The sequence below is a fragment of the Paraburkholderia sp. JHI2823 genome (assembly GCF_038900695.1).
GTDB classification, from domain to species: Bacteria; Pseudomonadota; Gammaproteobacteria; order Burkholderiales; family Burkholderiaceae; genus Paraburkholderia; species Paraburkholderia mimosarum.
In genome coordinates this window covers 1-15,746 of sequence record NZ_JAYMRY010000072.1, presented here as the reverse complement: position 1 = coordinate 15,746, position 15,746 = coordinate 1, and the positions used below count along the sequence as shown (strand labels likewise).

The following is a 15,746-nucleotide window of genomic DNA, read 5'->3' as shown; positions in this document are numbered from 1 at the left end:
GAAAATAAACTCTCGGTGAATGTGTCGGCGCCGCGCATGATCTTCGGGGGCAAGTGGGGGCCTTCTATCAACGCTTCATTGGTCTTCCGCGATGACGTGGCCGCCGGTACTTCAGCAGCCTGCTAGAGGGTTTTGGGCGATCGGCTTGCAGGGGAACTGCGCCGATGCGGGGTGCATGGTGAGCGTCGCCCCGACCCGTTGGCTCGCGAGTTGAAGAAGTGCGACTCGTCATAAGCGAAGCGGTGATATATGCAATCAACGCATTACAAGAGGAATACTAATGAAATGGTGACCGCGTAATGTGAGCGTCCGCCAGCGACATGCCAACTGCCGGGCACCCGTCACCGGGTGCGATTTTTAACATTACCGGGCCAACTGTCAAACCTCCGTCCGCCATCTTCGGAGGTGTTCGTCCGACCGGGAAACGCGACTAACGGTCTCTCGTGGTTTCGCCCCCAAACACAGCGGTGGGCGCCAAACCCCGTCTTCAGGCATCCGCGCCCGCGGCACGGCCAGCGCAGCCGACGTCGTATCCCTCCGGCGCCTTGACGCCCCGCGGCGGGGCGAGCGTCGCGAGTGTCTACCACTGGCGCCTGTACCCTCCGCCGGCTCCAGTCCCACAATCCCACCGGGGACTTGCCACCGGCGGGGACCGCATCGGAAACGTTGGCAAGCCGGGGCGCCGACGTACGACGTCAGCCTCGCTGATCTGGTGGAGGGGAGCCACATATTGCAGATATAGATCGTCATCCTTAGTAATCCGGGCGTGGGATCGGCCACATTTTTTTGCCTTTACCCGTGTTGCCCACAAGGCAAGACGGCGTTATCGATCGGGCTTCACTCTTTTTGCCGCCGTCCGCAGAGACGGGAGCCGGCAGATGACTGATGACAATTCAAGCCAAAGACGATTGACGACCCCCAGCAGGATTTGCAAGGGCGGACCTTCGCCGGCCGGCTCAGCCGTGAGCCCGTGAAGTGAGGGTGTCAGATGGAGGATCTCGTCGGGCTTTACGGCGCGTCAAAAGCCAGAAGACATACGCGGTCGAAGCTCCGGCAATCCACACGGGGAGAACGGAAATTGTCCATTCCGTCTGCCAGAAGGGAAGAGTCAGCGCTGGCAGTGAACTCGCAACCAATAGATAGATGATTCGGTACCGGTTCACCCGCTGAAGAATGACTGCCAGCGGCAGCCCGTAAAGCCACGTGAAGAAATAACCAACGGCCGTGCTGTTGATCGAGACGCCGATGAGTGACTGAAGCGGCGGCAGGCCCCACACCGAAGGATAAAACCACTCATGCAGCAGGAAGAACAGCCATCCGCTCGTGAACGGAATAATCAGTGGGGCGACAGCTGCAGCAACAAGATGGGCTAGAACATTCCTCACGATCTTCGCCCGGTGATGTCCGATAATCTGTCTGCTCATGCCCGCTACCCCCCTTTGGCCAGTGCGCCCTACGTGCGGCTTGGCAATCATGCAGAGCCGCCGCCCGTGAGTCGGGCCACGACAAGGACCACTTCCGAAGGACAGCCGCCGCTCGCACCGTCGGCCGGCGTCGCGAAGGCGAGATCGTTGCGCTCTCAAGCGAATTCGGTGGCGTGGTCGAGAGGCGCTCGCTGAATAATCAATGCCCGCGCGTGTTGTCTGGTCCCGGCAAAAGCGAATCGGCGACGGCAGCCGGCACGGCATTGAGGTCGAATCGGAGGCGATACTCGAAGAGCGAGACGTTCGGCACCGCGATGATCGCCTCGCGCAATCTCGCGTTGATCGAGCGCGCAACGATCACGCCGGTGACGGCCTTTTGGCGTGCGAGGTTGAGCGACACCCAGCCCATGTAATTTGTAAGCTGCCCAATCGCCTTGTCGGGCGCTTCGCCACGTTTCAGCTCGAAGACGACAAAATTACCGTCCTCGTCAACCGCGAGAATGTCGATGCGGCGGCCGCTTCCCGTCGGATATTCCAGACCCGACGACGTATCGTCGGTATAGAGGCGCAGCCGCTTTCCGTTGACCCGGATGGCACTCAGGTTGCTCGCGATGAACTCCTGGAGCTGGCGTTCAAGGTGGAAGACCGTCTCAGCCATTAACTCCAAGTCCTCGTCGGTCGCGGTGGCCGCGTCGGCGGCCGTTGTCGTTTCGCCGACCAGCTCAGTCGGCTGGCCCGCTTCGCAATTCACTCCGGCGAGCGCTCCGCTCGAAGATGGCCGCACGCGCACCTTGGACTTCGTTGTGGCATCAGGATCAATATAGATTTCCCAGACCCCGTGAAGGTCGGGAATATACCGCTCATACGTCACCTGATCGCTTCCGTGCACTTTGCGCTTGTAAAGAAGATCGTAGCGGTGGCCGCTGTCAGTTCGCCTTGGCACAACGTTAGGCTGGTAATGGCCCCGCGCAAGGTGGTTGACGGTGATCGCCCCCAAGTCCGGCGCGACGTTGGAAACCTTGTAGTCCGGGAATTCCCGCAGGATGAGTTCTGTGACTTCTCTGGCCGTCGCGGGTCTGCCAAGCTTGCAGACCGCATCGTAGGCCAGTTGCCATCCTGTCTTACGCTCCGACTGACCCGGGTCTTCGCCCGGTACAACCTCATCGTTACCGGTTGCCATCGCCGTTCTCCTTTGCTATGCCAGCGAATCCGTGTTGCGACAATGGCGGCCAGCAACGGTACGCGAGAGACTGGTAACTGGGCCGATGCCGACAACGGAATGTCTGTCGTGGACCCAGGGTGGACCACGCGACGTGGCCGTACTGCGTTCCACGGCCGATCTGCGACGCCGTCCACGGCCATGGAAATCTCACGGTGTGCATTGCCATCGGTCCAGATGAAATCGAACGCGATATGCGGATGCCCGAATTTCTGTAGCGTTCGACGCGAGGCTTACAAGATCTCGCGACGGGCCTCGATTGCGGCGCGTAGGTTTCCCAGTCGTTCGGTGATCGAAGCCACGTCCATGCCATTGCGAGCAAGCTCACGCACCTGCAATGCCCCACTGGCCATAGCCTCGTCGGCGGCGATCAGCCGGGGAAGGAAGTCGCTTTCGGACCGGTGACGCAGCCACGTCATGTCGTTCTCGGGGACGGGGAGGTGCCGGATCAGCGTTTCAACTACTTCCATGTTGCGGCCGGCCTGGTCGATGATCGCGATCTGCTCGCGTTGCTCCGAGCCGGGAAACGGTTCCTGACGGCTCGGCGCCGGGATCGTGCGACGGATAACAGAGATGCGTTCGGTGAGTGCCGCGCGGGCCTCGCCAAGCAGTCCGCACACGCCGTTGCGGATGATCTGGTCGTCAGCGCGGTCCCTGTTTTCCTGCCGATAGGCGTTGTAGCCCCAGCCGGTGTAGAGATTGACGACCAGCGCCTTGAGCGCGCCGGCATTATCAATGGGGTTTGGTGTTGTGGACATGGTTTAACCGATTACGGATGCGGCGAGCAGGGTAATGACCCGCCGCAGTGGCAAGCTTACTTCGACAGACCGGCGGTCGCGCCGACGTCGAACGTCCCGAGCGTGCTGCTGCCGATCTGGAACGGCGTGCCCGCAGCGGCGTTCGGCGCCGACACAAGACCCATGTCGGCCATCTTCAGCGCCAGATACATGCGCACCGCCTCGAGTTCGCTCATCCCAAACGCGCGCAGCGAGATGAGCTCACGCATGCGTGCGTCCTGCGGCATGATCAGCACCTTCACATCGTTCAGATGCACGCCGTAGATGTCGAGGAATTCGCTCAAATGCCCCTTCGCGAGTTCGATGATGTCGTGGATGCGCTCGTTAATCTGCTCCATCGGTGTGAGCTGGACAATCTGGTTGATCGCCTGCTCGATCACCGGGCCGGCATAGGCCGTCAGTTCTGCCATCGGGATACGCTCACCGGCGAATGGCATGTGCGTGATGAGCTTCACGGCGTCGTCCTTCGTGTCGACGTGAACGTAGTAGTCGACCGTGTACTCCATGATCGCCATTTCCTTCGACGTCGCGATGCCCTTGTTCTGAGCGAGCAACTTGCTGCGCTGGACATAGATCGCTTCGTACTGCCATGGCGAGTTGCCGCCGAAGAAACCTTGCACGATGTTGCCCAGGATTGGCTTGTCGGGCGTGATGATCTGATGCTGCCCGGTCTCGTAGACGTCGAGCACTGCCCCGCGGCTCTTGAGCACGCAGAAGTGGTTCGACTCCACCGTCAGGAGCGAGCCCGACACGATGCTGCTGTCCGGATATTTCCATGCGAGCGTATCGAGCCCCATGACGTCGCGCCCCTGGTTGTCCAGGGTGCTGATGACCTGCCGCTGCAGGCCGTTGCCTTGCCCAAATGCCATACTTTTTGCTCCCGGGTTATCTCTTGCCCACGCATTGGCCGGCGGCCATTGCTGCCTCGCCTCACAGAGGATCGGCAAGCCGCCAGGCAATGTTCTCTCGAACGTCGGTGCAGCCTGGTGTGCTACCGCACGTACGCAAACACGATGTTGGCCTGTCTTGTGACCAATCTCACCCCCGTGTCGACCTCCCGTTCCTGGCCGGGAGTTGCCGCAGGCTTACGGGCGAGGGCAGTCGCGCTGACTCAGTCATACAGTCGCTAAACTGAGATTCCGGTGCCAATGCTCGGACAATCCAAGATATACGTCGTACTCCAGAATAATTTGGCCGCAAGAAAGATTCATTTCTTGAACGTATGCACGCGTCGCCCATTACGATAAGAAGGATTAGTGTGTCACGAACGCAGGCGAGAGCCTGCGGTGCTGTACTGAAGATGGGAGCAGGCCTCCCGAAGTCGGCTTTCAGGAGCAGGCTTCAAACCGCCCGGTGCTGCTGCGTTCAAAAGACGCGGTGGTGAGCGACCGTGGAAAAGTCACCCGGTGAGGGTGGCAGGTACGTGTTGAGTAGATGAGCGAAAGCAAACCGTCCGACGACGCATCGTTACTTATTTAAAGCGCTGTCAAAACTGGAGGCGTAATCCTACTCCAGGATCAGTCGGGACGACACCTGATTACGGACCCGATGGCAGCCGGTGTAAAGGCGGCATGAACTCAATACAGGCTTTGGTATGGAACGTGAGAACCTTGCTTCGAATGCAAAGGGAAATGACAAATGGCAGACACCATGAGGAAGAATACCGATGTCGAAGCGAGGGGCGGAGCCGCTCGTAGTAGTGTTGAAGCCTTTGTAATGAAGGTGGAGCGAAGGGGCGGCGTTATCCTGTTGACGAAGGGCACCAACCTGCAATGCGGGGATGAGTGACATGACATCAACGAAACCGTACAGCATTGCGAAACGGGTCGTGTGGGAAGCGTACCAGTTGGTAAGGGCTAACCGCGGTGCTGCCGGCGTGGACGATGAAACTATCGCCATGTTCGAGCAGAATCTTTCGGGAAATCTGTACAAGCTGTGGAATCGGATGTCGTCGGGGTCGTATTTCCCGCCACCGGTGAAGCAGGTTGAGATTCCGAAGGCCAAGGGCGGCACGAGAAAGCTGGGGATTCCCACCGTATCTGATCGGGTGGCGCAAAGTGTAGTCAAGCTGATGATCGAGCCGACGCTCGACCCGATATTCCATGAAGATTCATATGGCTATCGGCCGGGCAAGTCGGCTAAACAGGCGATTGCCGTGACGCGTACGCGTTGCTGGAAATACGACTGGGTTGTTGAGTTTGACATCAAGGCGGCATTCGACCAGATCGACCATGCGTTGCTGATGAAAGCGGTGCGACGCCATATCAAGGAGAGCTGGATCCTATTGTATGTCGAGCGGTGGCTGACTGCGCCGTTCGAAACTGCGGATGGGGCGAATTTGCCTCGCACGCGGGGTACACCACAGGGCGGCGTGGTCAGCCCGATCTTGATGAATCTGTTTATGCACTATGCGTTCGATAGCTGGATGCGGCGGACATGGCCGCAATCGCCCTTTGCACGTTACGCCGACGACGCGGTGGTTCATTGCCGCAGTCTGGCGGAGGCGCAATCCGTGATGCAAGCGATTGCAGCACGGCTGGGAGAGTGTGGCCTGACGATGCATCCGGAGAAGTCGAAGATCGTGTATTGCAAGGACAGTAAGCGCACTGGCACTTATCCGAACGTGCAGTTTACGTTCCTCGGTTTTACGTTTAGACCGAGAGCGGCATTGAACAAACACCAGCGGCAGCGATTTACTAGCTTTCTGCCAGCGGTGAGCAATGATGCCTTAAGGCGGATGAGACAGGTCGTGCGTAGTTGGCGCGTGCATCGACGAACACCGGCGACGCTGGATGAACTTGCGCAGCAATGCAACACGACGATACAAGGGTGGTGGAACTACTATGGGGCGTTCTATCGGACGGCAATGCACAGCCTCTTCGGCTACATCGACCTACGGCTTCTGCGGTGGGCTCGACAAAAGTACAAGGGGTTGCGGCAGCACAAGAGACGTAGTGCGGAATGGCTACGTAAGATGAAGCGCGTCCACCCCCGGTTGTTTGTCCACTGGCGTGTCGTCGGGGTATCGGTTGGATAGCGGGAGCCGAATGAGTCGAGAGATTCACGTTCGGTTCTGCGAGAGGCTCGGGGTGCAACTCCCCGGGTCTACTCACCTCTTGACAGCTGCTTTGTACGCCGGTCCTCGTGGAAAACTTGAGCTCAGCTCAGGTGGTTGACTGTTCGCGAACAGACCCAACCCCTGCGCGCGTGACCTTATGCTGATTTCTGGCAGATGACGCCATACCAGCCCAACCCACGATATGTCTCGTAGCCGGGCGTCGCCGCGAATGACACGATCGTACCGTCTGAAGCCCGATAGTAGCCTGCCTGCCTGCCGTCGACCTGCAGGTGCAAGCGTTCGGTCAGGATACCCTTACCGTCTGAGGCGGCTATCACTCGAAAGTTCGAATCGACGATCATGCAGCGCGAGCGGGTCCATTCCTCTTCGCTCAGACGGACGCCTTTTACAACAGCGCCGGCTTGCGGCGCCCAGTCGAAGAAAATCACGATTGCGCCCAGCGCGCGACCGTTCGCCAGGCAACCCTCGCGAACAGCGGTCGAATAGGTTGCCACCTGAGCGTTGTGCATCAAGACGAGGGCCTCGACGTCGCATGCGACGTAGTCCGCACCTGACCGCGTTTTCATCGCGTTCCTGAACCAATCCGCACCTGCCACGTTCTCGCCGCGCGCGGCATACAATGCTGGCCGCCCGTTCGCGACGACGACACCGTGTTCATCGACTATCCATATGTCACGGTAGACCGTATAGCTATCAAGGATTACCGAAAGCCGCTCGCTGGCATGCTTCGCAGAAGACGTATCGTGATTGGCGAGACAATCCACGACGGCCGAATCTGTGGCCCACCAGCGCACATCGCACGAGCGCTCATAGAGGTTGCGGTCGATGACATCAATCATGTTGAGCGCGAGATCGGCACAACGTTGACCGTCGTGGGAACGCAGGCGCTCGATCATGCTATCGCCGAGTTGCGTAAGCGTGGACAGCGAGCCGGCGAGATTCTTGTTCAGATCTGTGGTGATTTCCGAGATGCGCCTGGAAACTTGCTTGACCTGGTTTGCGACAACCGCGAAGCCTTTGCCGGCGTTGCCCGCGCGCGCCGCCTCGATGAGCGCGTTCAGAGCGAGGAATGTGGTCTCGCGGTTGATGTCGTTGATGTCGCTGATCTTGCTCGTGGCGAGGCGTTTGACTTCATGAGTGAGGTCGACGATTGCTTGCGGATTCGACATGTGATGGTTCCAGGGGAGCGTGGTTCTTGCTCCATGTTATGCAAGCTTTGGGCCTGTCGCCTTCAATGGCAGACGTCACGTGGGCAAACGTTGTCTTCGCGGCTACGGGGCGATCACCGACGTCTGGCATTCGTTTGAGTGCATTTACGCACTAGCACGGGGCGCAGGAGCTAGCGACGCAAAGCATTCTCCGGTGCGTCAGCCGAGATACTCGGCGTAACGCGCGCCGTGTACGACACATCCGCCCGAAACCCGATCGCCGGTACCTGAAACACTTGGTGGTTCAGTTTTCTCCCAAAGCAACATGCGCAAATTCTCGGTTGCGGAGAGTCAGCGGGAGATAGCGCTAGACAGGAAGCACATATTGCCCTTCGATATATGTGGAGAACTGGAACCGGTAAGGTCCACATGCATGGTCGCTGGGCAAAACTACTCTGAGGCAAAGTGATCACGGTTGGGTAACGGCGGCGCTTCGATGCCGATTTTCTGGGTACCGGGGAGGTCGACGAATAGGCGTGGCTCCCCGCGTGGCTGCTGGTGGTCAAGCCAGCCCTCGCGGCCCGGCTTCGCGAGGCTCGCGTGTAGCGCGATCAGCCGCCATCGCGTGCGACGGCCCTGCTGGGCGAGATGTTGCGCCAGGAGCACAAAGGTGACCAGCACGAACTGGTCGGGTTGCGCCAGCAACTCAGTCGGCTGCATGCAGGCCGTTCGACGCGTACATGGCCACACGGAAAGTACAACACCGGTGAGGCGGTGACCCGCCGGCGCATCGTGACACTTCCCGCGCCATTGCAGCGGGTGCACTTTGCCCGCGCGAGAACCCAGCCGATTGCCCCGAATGGCAGCGAGGCCTCATAAAGAGCGGGCGAGGCCCACAAGGGCCTCCCCCGAAACACGTCTGCGCAGTTCGCAGCGCGTGGAGAAAATTCCTTCAGCGAGAGCGCAACGCTAGAGCGACGAGGATGATGATTCCCGAACCGGACCTCGCGTGATCGCGCGGCGCACCGCAGGTATGACCTCGGTGGCGAACAGCTCGATCGATAGCCGGACCTTTTCGAATGGCAGGCCGCCGATATCCATCTGGGCCATGTAGCGCTGGTGCCCGAATAGCTCGTGTTCGAAAAGAATCTTGTCGACGATCTCATTGACGCTGCCGACGAACAGCGCACCACGAGGCGAAGCCAGCGATTCGAATTCGCGACGCGGCATTTCAAGGTGGCCGCGCGGCAGGTTGTTCGCGATGTAGCGGCGATAGTGAGGAAAGAAGTCGTCGCGCGCCCGGGCGCCATCGCGCTGCACGTGGAAATGACCGGAAATGGCCACGTGCAGCTGCCCGGCCGGATGCCCCGCGGCGAGGCCAGTCTGGCGATACAGATCGATGAAGGGCACGAACTGCTCTGGCGACCCGCTGATGTTGGCGAGGTTTAGCGGCAGACCGGCGCGGCCGGCGCGAATGGCGCTCGACGGCGTGCCGCCCGCGGCCAGCCAGACTGGAAGACGCCCGCGCACCGGCCTCGGCATGATGGCGGCGTCGGCGATGGCCGCGCGATGACGTCCCGACCACGTGACGCGCGCTTGTTCGTTGATTGCCGTCAGCAAAGCAAGCTTTTCCTCGAACAGCGATTCGTAATCCGCGAGCGCATAGCCGAACAACGGAAACGATTCGACGTACGCGCCTCGCCCGACAAGCAGCTCCGCGCGTCCGCCCGAGATCAGATCGAGCGTCGAGAACTGCTGATAGAGGCGAATGGGATCCTCGGAGCTGAGGATGCTGACCGCGCTCGTCAACCGAATGCGACGCGTCACGGCGGCAATCGCACCCAATACGACGGACGGCGACGAAACGGCAAAGTCCGCGCGGTGGTGCTCACCGACGCCGAACACGTCGATGCCGGCTTCATCGGCGACTCTCGCGGCCGCGATGATGGCCTCGATGCGCCGTTGCGCGCCAGCGGCGCAGGATGTCCCGGTCGCGAGATCGCCGAACGTGTAAATACCGAATTCCATGGCATCAGTCCCGGGCAAGGCGCGTCACGCCTCAGGCGTTGCGCAGCGTCGGCTTGAGCGCGAAGGCGCCGTCGCCGAGCAACGCCAGGACAGCCGCGGCGACCGCGAGGAAAACCGGGTACTCCCAGCCGCCGTTCGCGCTGGTGAACATCCACCCGTTGCCGAAGTGGACCGTCGAGGCCATGAACAGCTCGATTGCGGCAAGCGCGGCAATGGCACGCGCGTACACGCCCGTCAGTAACAGCACACCGCCAACAATTTCGAAGGCGATGATGGGCCAGGCGAACCAGCCGGCAAAGCCCACGGACTCGAAAAATTTCGCGGTGCCGGCCGGCGTGAAGATGAGCAGCTTGGTCAGGCCGTGCGCGACGAACATGAGGCCGAGCGCGAGGCGCAGCAGGAGAGCGGCATACGGGGCGGTGCGGGTATCGGTCATGGTGTGCTCCGGTTGGGTTAGTCGAGATTGATCTGTTGCTTAATCCAGCGCGAGAAGTCGCTTGCGATGTCGGCGCTGAGTGTATGGCCGACCGGGTACAGGCGGGTGTCGTGCACGACGCCGAGGCGGGTGAGCCAGTTATCGGCATGAGAGGCGAAGCTCACGGGCAGTTTGTCGTCGTGCTGGCCGTGCGCGATGAACGCAGAAACCTGCGCGAGCCTGTCCGGGGACGCGAGATGTGGCTCGATCTCGGGCAGAATGCGCCCGCTCAGGATTGCGAAGCGCGACACGTCCTCGGGCGCGGACAACGCGACGCTCGCGCTGAGGATGCCGCCCTGGCTGAAGCCGGCCATCACGGCAGGCAGGGCCATGGGAGCGTCGTCGCACGCCAGCGAGCGCACCAGTTCGCGCAGACGCGTGCGGCTCTCATTCGCCTGCTCGGCGTTGATTACGGGGCCCTGCGCGGTGAAGCGGACATGGAACCAGGCGTGCTGTGCCGGGCCGAGCGCGAGCGGTCCGCGCACGAAGACGAGTTCGAAGCGAGGGTCGAGCGCTTGCCCGAGCGGCATCAGGTTCGTTTCGTTCCCGCCCACGCCGTGAAGCAGGAAGAGGCGGGCCGCCGCCTGGCCCGTCGCAGGCCGCAGACGGAACGAGAGGCCTGAGGGGAGGTCGTTGTGCAGGATGTCCATGAGTAGAAGGGTTCCGATGGCGTGACTTCGCAATCAGGCCGGCGCGATCACAGTGAGCCGCATGACTTGCACCGAGATGAGATGGGCCGATTCTATTGATCGTCGCAATGGAGATAAACTTGGGTTGTGTGGATTTATAATCCCGGCACGCGAGACAATAGGCAGGACCCTGAATGGATCGAAGTCAGGAATTGGCGGTATTCGTCGCAGTCGTCGACGCGGGCAGCTTCATTGGCGCAGTCGATACGTTGCGCATGTCGAAGGCGGCCGTGTCGCGCTATGTCGATGCGCTCGAGCAGCGCATCGGCGTACGGCTCCTGCACCGGACGACGCGCCGTCTATCCTTAACGGAAGAGGGGCGCCTTTTCTACCAGCGGGCGCGCGAAATCCTCGAAGCGATGGACAACGCGGAAGCCGAGGTGAGTTCACGCACGCAGGTACCCAGCGGGCTGGTGCGGGTCAATGTCCCGCTCAGCTTTGGCGTGTCGCATCTTGCCCCGTTGTGGGGCGACTTCATGGCCGCCTGGCCACAGATCGACCTCGACATCACGCTGAACGACCGCGTCGTCGATCTCGTCGACGAAGGCTACGATCTGGCCGTGAGGATCAGTACGCTGCCGGATTCGTCAATGGTGTGCCGCAAGCTGGCTTCGACCGCGATGGTCGTGTGCGCCTCGCCCGGCTACCTCTCGCGCCATGAAGTGCCTCGCCATCCGCGCGACCTGGCCGCGCACCGTGTGCTTGCCTACACGCATCTGTCCGGCCGCGACGAGTGGCACTTTCATGGGCCGGACGGCAAGGTGCTGGTGCACACGGAAGCACGCGTGTATTCGAACAATGGCGACACTTGCCGCGCCATCGCGCTGCGCGATGGCGGCGTCATCCTGCAGCCGGACTTCATGATCGGCGAGGACGTGAAGGCAGGACGTCTGATCCGGTTGATGCCGGAATATCGTTCGATTGAACTCGGAATCTACGCGGTTTATCCAAGCCGGAAGCAGTTGCCGCTAAAAGTGCGTTGCCTCATCGATTTCCTGTTGGACGCGTTTCGCGTACCGCCGTGGGACTTCCGTCCCGAAGCGTGAGATGTATATGACACGACTCAGTGCTGCGTGGCTCACCAAACTGGAGATCGGCAAGCAGGAGGCAGGCTCTTCGACAAGCCTGACTGGGCTGGCGCGCGTCATCCGCTCTCGGGTATTGCCGGCGTCCTGTGCTGCGGAAATGCACCAGGTGCGCGCCCGCAGCAGTGATTTGCATGGAGCGGACGCGACGAGCCGCCTGAGGCGCAGAAGGCCGAAGACAGATCGAATGGCCGATCTAAAAAAGCGTAACTAGCAGCGCCAGATTTTCCAAGCTGATCCTACGCCCCGGCGCCGACCTTCACGGTCTATTGTGGACAGCCACGCGACAATAATCCATACGTGCTGCTCGACCTGTGAGGTGAGCCCGACACGGAACTCCGCTCGGCACTAAAGGCCCGGCGACGTTCACCGACGGTCCAGCAAAACAATATCCATATGTGCACAAGGAAGTGACCTCGCCCGCAGCGCGACTCGATCGGTTCCTCAAACTTTGCATCCCAGGACGGCTCCTGTCTCGCCGCCAGGAAGGCGATGCCCTGTTTCTCACTGGCTTCCCGGGTTTTTTAGTCGCATCCCTCAACAGCAGACCAGCTCGTCCCTACGGCAGCGGCAGCGACTCCGTGCTCGCCGCTCTCAGCGCGGCAAGCACCAACGAAACCGCCGTGCTTTGAGGTTCAGCCGTCAACGCGCCGACGCGCTGCACCGCCGTCGACACCTTCAACGGCAATTGCCGCAGTTCGCCATTCAAATCCGTTTCGCCGCGCCGCAAACGGGTCGATACGAACAGGCATGGCACGCGCCGCGCCACGGCGCAATTGGTCAGGTGTGACGTCGATTCCATCAACACATGCGGCGCGGCAACACCCGCTGTCGCGAACTCGACTTCGAGCGCGGTTCGCATTGGCGAGCCCATCGATGGCATGATCCACGGCCAGGCGGCTGCGTCGCGCCACGTGATGCGACTTCGCCGATGCAAAGGATGACTCCTGGGCGCGACCACCAGTATTTCGTCACTATAAAGCTCGGTGACAGTGAAGCCCGAGGTCAGCGCGGGCGATTCAAGGCGGCACACGATCATGTCGAGTTCGCGACGCTGCATCAGCGGCAGCAGATAGTCGAGGGTGTTCTCTGAGAAGTTGATCTGCTGTGTGGGTGCGTGTCTCGCGAGATGTTCGATCACGCCTGGCAGCAGGCGCATGGAGATGTACGGCAGCATGCCGATCTTCAGGGGCAGGCTCGTGCCGCGCTTCAATGCGTCGAACGCTGGCTGGACGGTGCGCAGATCGGTGAGGATGCGCGCGACGCACTCGAGCATCGCCTCGCCATACGCGGTCGGCGCAACCCGCCGCGACGTGCGCTCGAAGAGCGGCAGGTCCAGCGTGTCCTCCAGTTCACGCAGCCATTTCGATAGCGCTGGCTGCGTGATGGACGCTTCCTCGGCCGTCCGCGCGAAGCTGCGGTAACGCCCGAGCCAGTCGAGCGTCTCCAGATCGCGTATGCGCAGCTTGCGCAACACCTGCGGCAAATGTTCGATGCGGCTGTGGTCCGCGCCCGGCGGCACCACGGCAGGGAGCAATACGGAGGGTCTTTTCGTGGCAGCCATGGGGAGGTTCGATCCATTACCGTGAGGTTATTGATCGGTATCTATCTTTCATCGAATCGTACCGCATATTGCTTCACAATGAATCAGCTATCCGGATGAGCGGCTGCAGATAGCGGACAAAAAATGTGGAGACAATGGTATGAACGATCGAACGAAAGCGGATGGCAAGCACCCAGAGCTGCCCGCGAACGACGGCCGGCGGCACTTCCTCAAAGTGGCGGGCGCGAGCGCCATCGCGGCGACAGGCATCGCGCGGGCCGCGGAGACCGCAACGCAGCAGCCGGAAAGCGCGGGCCGAACCCCGAACGCTCGAGATGCGACGCACGCAGCTCGTGTCGCACCGGAAAGCGCGCCGTCCGGCTACAACATCCTGTTCATCCTGACCGATCAGGAACGCTACTTCGACACATGGCCGTTCCCGGTGCCTGGCCGCGAAGGGCTGCGTCGCGACGGCATTACATTCACGCGACATCAGATCGCGTCCTGCGTGTGTTCGCCGTCGCGCTCGACGATCTATACGGGCCAGCATACCCAGCACACCGGTGTGCTCGATAACGCAGGGGTGCCGTGGCAGACCGACATGTCGACGGACATCCGCACGATTGGCCATATGATGCACGACGCCGGCTACTACGCCGCGTACCTCGGAAAATGGCATCTGAGCGGTAGCCTGCACGAAACGAACAGTCCGTACAGCGCTCCGGTTTCGGAGTATCACCAGAAGATCAAGGAATACGGTTTCGACGACTATTTCGGTGTAGGCGACCTGATCGGGGAAGTGCGCGGTGGGTACAACTACGACGGCATCACGACCGAATCGGCGGTGAGCTGGATGCGCACGCGCGCACCGCAACTCGCGAAGGATGGCAAGCCGTGGTTTCTTGCGGTCAACCTCGTCAATCCTCATGATGTGATGTTCGTCAATACCGATCCCCCTGGGTCGGAATTGCAGCGCGCCAACACGATGATCATCGGCAACGCAGCGCCGCCCGAAGACCATCTGTATCAGCAGGGCTGGAATAACGTGCCCCTGGCCGCTTCGCGCCGTCAGCCCTATGACGAGCCCGGCCGGCCGCCCGCGCATGGCATGTACAACAATGCGCATGTGCATCTGGTCGGGCGCTTTCCGTTTACGGACGAGCGGGTCCGCGTCTATCAAAACAATTATTTCAACTGCATCCGCGATTGCGATACGCACGTTGTGCGGCTCATGCAGACGCTGCAGTCGCTCGGCCTCGACGAAAAGACGATCGTCGTCATGACGGCCGACCACGGCGATCATGCCGGTGCGCACCAGCTTGTCGACAAGGGCGCGACTACCTATGCGCAGCAGAATCACGTACCGCTTGTGATCCGGCATCCCGCCTACCCGGGCGGCAAGCGCTGCAATGCGTTGACTTCGCACGTCGATATGGCGCCGACGCTGCTCGGTCTCACTGGTCTCGATGCAGCACGTCTACAGACGATTGGCGGCAACGCGCTGAAGGGGCACAATCTCACGCAACTGCTCGCCAGGCCTGAGCGAGCGCGAGTCGACACAGTCCGGCCGACGGCGCTTTTCAATTATGCGATGCTGCTCTACTACGACAGCGAGTGGATGATCAAGGAGTTCAAGACGTTGCACGAAAAAGGCGTGCCGGAGGAGGAAATCCGCCGCCGCGCGCTTGCGCAGCAGCCAGACTTCCGCCTGCGCGGCACAATCCGCAGCGTGTTCGATGGCCGTTATCGTTTCAGCCGCTATTTCTCGCCTCTCGAGTTCAATCGACCTACCTCGCTCGAAGCGCTGTTCGCGAAGAACGACGTCGAGGTCTACGACCTTGCTAACGATCCAGGCGAAATGTACAACCTTGCGGTCGATCGCAAGCGAAACGGCGAATTGCTTCTCTCGTTGAATGACAAGCTCAATGAGACGATGGATCGCGAAGTGGGCGAAGACAGTCCTGACGTGATGCCGATTCGCGATGGCAAGGTACAGTTGCAACTGCGGGAGTCGATCTAGGGCGGCCGGGAGATTCGCGGATCTAATCGTGGTGCGCAGAGTCCATGCATCTATCACCGCTTCAACCACGGCGCGGCGAAAGTGGCGTCGCTGTGACCGTATTGCACAGTCCTAGCAGGTTGCTGAAGTACCGCTGAAACACGTCATCGCGCAGAGTCCGCGAAGCGTTGATAGACGAACCACCACTTGCCCACTGGAAATCATGCGCGGCGCCGACACGTTCACCGAGAGTCTGTTTT

13 protein-coding genes are annotated in these 15,746 nt (G+C 60.8%); 3 read left to right on the top strand and 10 right to left on the bottom strand.

Annotation, left to right across the window (positions count from 1 at the left end):
• Positions 1–956: 956 nt before the first annotated feature.
• The 4 genes from VSR34_RS36210 to VSR34_RS36195 form a co-directional block, all read right to left on the bottom strand.
• A complete protein-coding gene (locus VSR34_RS36210; protein ID WP_342964969.1) occupies positions 957–1,424 on the bottom strand; it encodes a hypothetical protein in 468 nt (155 codons plus the stop codon).
• A gap of 199 nt (positions 1,425–1,623) precedes the next feature.
• Positions 1,624–2,604, bottom strand: coding sequence for an endonuclease NucS domain-containing protein (locus VSR34_RS36205; protein WP_342964968.1), 981 nt, complete (start codon positions 2,602–2,604; stop codon positions 1,624–1,626).
• A 272-nt stretch (positions 2,605–2,876) separates the two neighbouring features.
• On the bottom strand, positions 2,877–3,401 hold the full coding sequence (locus VSR34_RS36200) for a hypothetical protein (protein ID WP_028230859.1): 525 nt from the start codon (positions 3,399–3,401) through the stop codon (positions 2,877–2,879).
• A gap of 56 nt (positions 3,402–3,457) precedes the next feature.
• Complete coding sequence (locus tag VSR34_RS36195) at positions 3,458–4,309, bottom strand: SPFH domain-containing protein (protein WP_342964967.1); 852 nt, start codon at positions 4,307–4,309, stop codon at positions 3,458–3,460.
• Positions 4,310–5,229: 920 nt separating this feature from the next.
• Between VSR34_RS36195 and ltrA the strand changes: the two genes are divergently transcribed.
• A complete protein-coding gene (gene ltrA, locus VSR34_RS36190) occupies positions 5,230–6,477 on the top strand; it encodes a group II intron reverse transcriptase/maturase (RefSeq protein WP_342964966.1) in 1,248 nt (415 codons plus the stop codon).
• A gap of 176 nt (positions 6,478–6,653) precedes the next feature.
• Here ltrA and VSR34_RS36185 read toward each other — a convergent pair whose 3' ends face one another.
• From VSR34_RS36185 to VSR34_RS36165, 5 genes are all read right to left on the bottom strand, one after another.
• Positions 6,654–7,688, bottom strand: a complete 1,035-nt coding sequence (locus tag VSR34_RS36185; protein WP_342964965.1) for a methyl-accepting chemotaxis protein — start codon at positions 7,686–7,688, stop codon at positions 6,654–6,656.
• A 429-nt stretch (positions 7,689–8,117) separates the two neighbouring features.
• Entirely contained in the window at positions 8,118–8,387 is a 270-nt protein-coding gene (locus VSR34_RS36180; RefSeq protein ID WP_028230862.1) for a hypothetical protein, read from the bottom strand.
• 249 nt (positions 8,388–8,636) lie between these two features.
• Positions 8,637–9,695: an LLM class flavin-dependent oxidoreductase gene (locus VSR34_RS36175; RefSeq protein WP_342964964.1), complete on the bottom strand. Its 1,059-nt coding sequence runs from the start codon at positions 9,693–9,695 to the stop codon at positions 8,637–8,639.
• A 31-nt stretch (positions 9,696–9,726) separates the two neighbouring features.
• A complete protein-coding gene (locus tag VSR34_RS36170; protein WP_028230864.1) occupies positions 9,727–10,131 on the bottom strand; it encodes a DoxX family protein in 405 nt (134 codons plus the stop codon).
• 17 nt (positions 10,132–10,148) lie between these two features.
• Positions 10,149–10,820, bottom strand: a complete 672-nt coding sequence (locus tag VSR34_RS36165) for a phospholipase (protein WP_028230865.1) — start codon at positions 10,818–10,820, stop codon at positions 10,149–10,151.
• Positions 10,821–10,993: 173 nt separating this feature from the next.
• Here VSR34_RS36165 and VSR34_RS36160 point away from each other — a divergent pair, with 173 nt between their 5' ends.
• Positions 10,994–11,905 (top strand): LysR family transcriptional regulator, encoded by a 912-nt coding sequence (locus tag VSR34_RS36160; protein ID WP_342964963.1) that lies wholly within the window; start codon positions 10,994–10,996, stop codon positions 11,903–11,905.
• A 598-nt stretch (positions 11,906–12,503) separates the two neighbouring features.
• Here the strand turns inward: VSR34_RS36160 and VSR34_RS36155 are convergent.
• Positions 12,504–13,508 (bottom strand): LysR substrate-binding domain-containing protein, encoded by a 1,005-nt coding sequence (locus VSR34_RS36155; protein WP_042289391.1) that lies wholly within the window; start codon positions 13,506–13,508, stop codon positions 12,504–12,506.
• Between the two features lie 139 nt (positions 13,509–13,647).
• Between VSR34_RS36155 and VSR34_RS36150 the strand changes: the two genes are divergently transcribed.
• Positions 13,648–15,507, top strand: a complete 1,860-nt coding sequence (locus VSR34_RS36150) for a sulfatase-like hydrolase/transferase (RefSeq protein WP_042289394.1) — start codon at positions 13,648–13,650, stop codon at positions 15,505–15,507.
• The last annotated feature ends 239 nt before the right edge of the window (positions 15,508–15,746 follow it).

Excerpts from the sequence above, each read along its gene's own strand:
- VSR34_RS36210 (WP_342964969.1), bottom strand. The coding sequence starts at position 1,424 with ATGAGCAGACAGATTATCGGACATCACCGGGCGAAGATCGTGAGGAAT.
- VSR34_RS36205 (WP_342964968.1), bottom strand. The coding sequence starts at position 2,604 with ATGGCAACCGGTAACGATGAGGTTGTACCGGGCGAAGACCCGGGTCAG.
- VSR34_RS36200 (WP_028230859.1), bottom strand. The coding sequence starts at position 3,401 with ATGTCCACAACACCAAACCCCATTGATAATGCCGGCGCGCTCAAGGCG.
- VSR34_RS36195 (WP_342964967.1), bottom strand. The coding sequence starts at position 4,309 with ATGGCATTTGGGCAAGGCAACGGCCTGCAGCGGCAGGTCATCAGCACC.
- ltrA (WP_342964966.1), top strand. The coding sequence starts at position 5,230 with ATGACATCAACGAAACCGTACAGCATTGCGAAACGGGTCGTGTGGGAA.
- VSR34_RS36185 (WP_342964965.1), bottom strand. The coding sequence starts at position 7,688 with ATGTCGAATCCGCAAGCAATCGTCGACCTCACTCATGAAGTCAAACGC.
- VSR34_RS36180 (WP_028230862.1), bottom strand. The coding sequence starts at position 8,387 with ATGCAGCCGACTGAGTTGCTGGCGCAACCCGACCAGTTCGTGCTGGTC.
- VSR34_RS36175 (WP_342964964.1), bottom strand. The coding sequence starts at position 9,695 with ATGGAATTCGGTATTTACACGTTCGGCGATCTCGCGACCGGGACATCC.
- VSR34_RS36170 (WP_028230864.1), bottom strand. The coding sequence starts at position 10,131 with ATGACCGATACCCGCACCGCCCCGTATGCCGCTCTCCTGCTGCGCCTC.
- VSR34_RS36165 (WP_028230865.1), bottom strand. The coding sequence starts at position 10,820 with ATGGACATCCTGCACAACGACCTCCCCTCAGGCCTCTCGTTCCGTCTG.
- VSR34_RS36160 (WP_342964963.1), top strand. The coding sequence starts at position 10,994 with ATGGATCGAAGTCAGGAATTGGCGGTATTCGTCGCAGTCGTCGACGCG.
- VSR34_RS36155 (WP_042289391.1), bottom strand. The coding sequence starts at position 13,508 with ATGGCTGCCACGAAAAGACCCTCCGTATTGCTCCCTGCCGTGGTGCCG.
- VSR34_RS36150 (WP_042289394.1), top strand. The coding sequence starts at position 13,648 with ATGAACGATCGAACGAAAGCGGATGGCAAGCACCCAGAGCTGCCCGCG.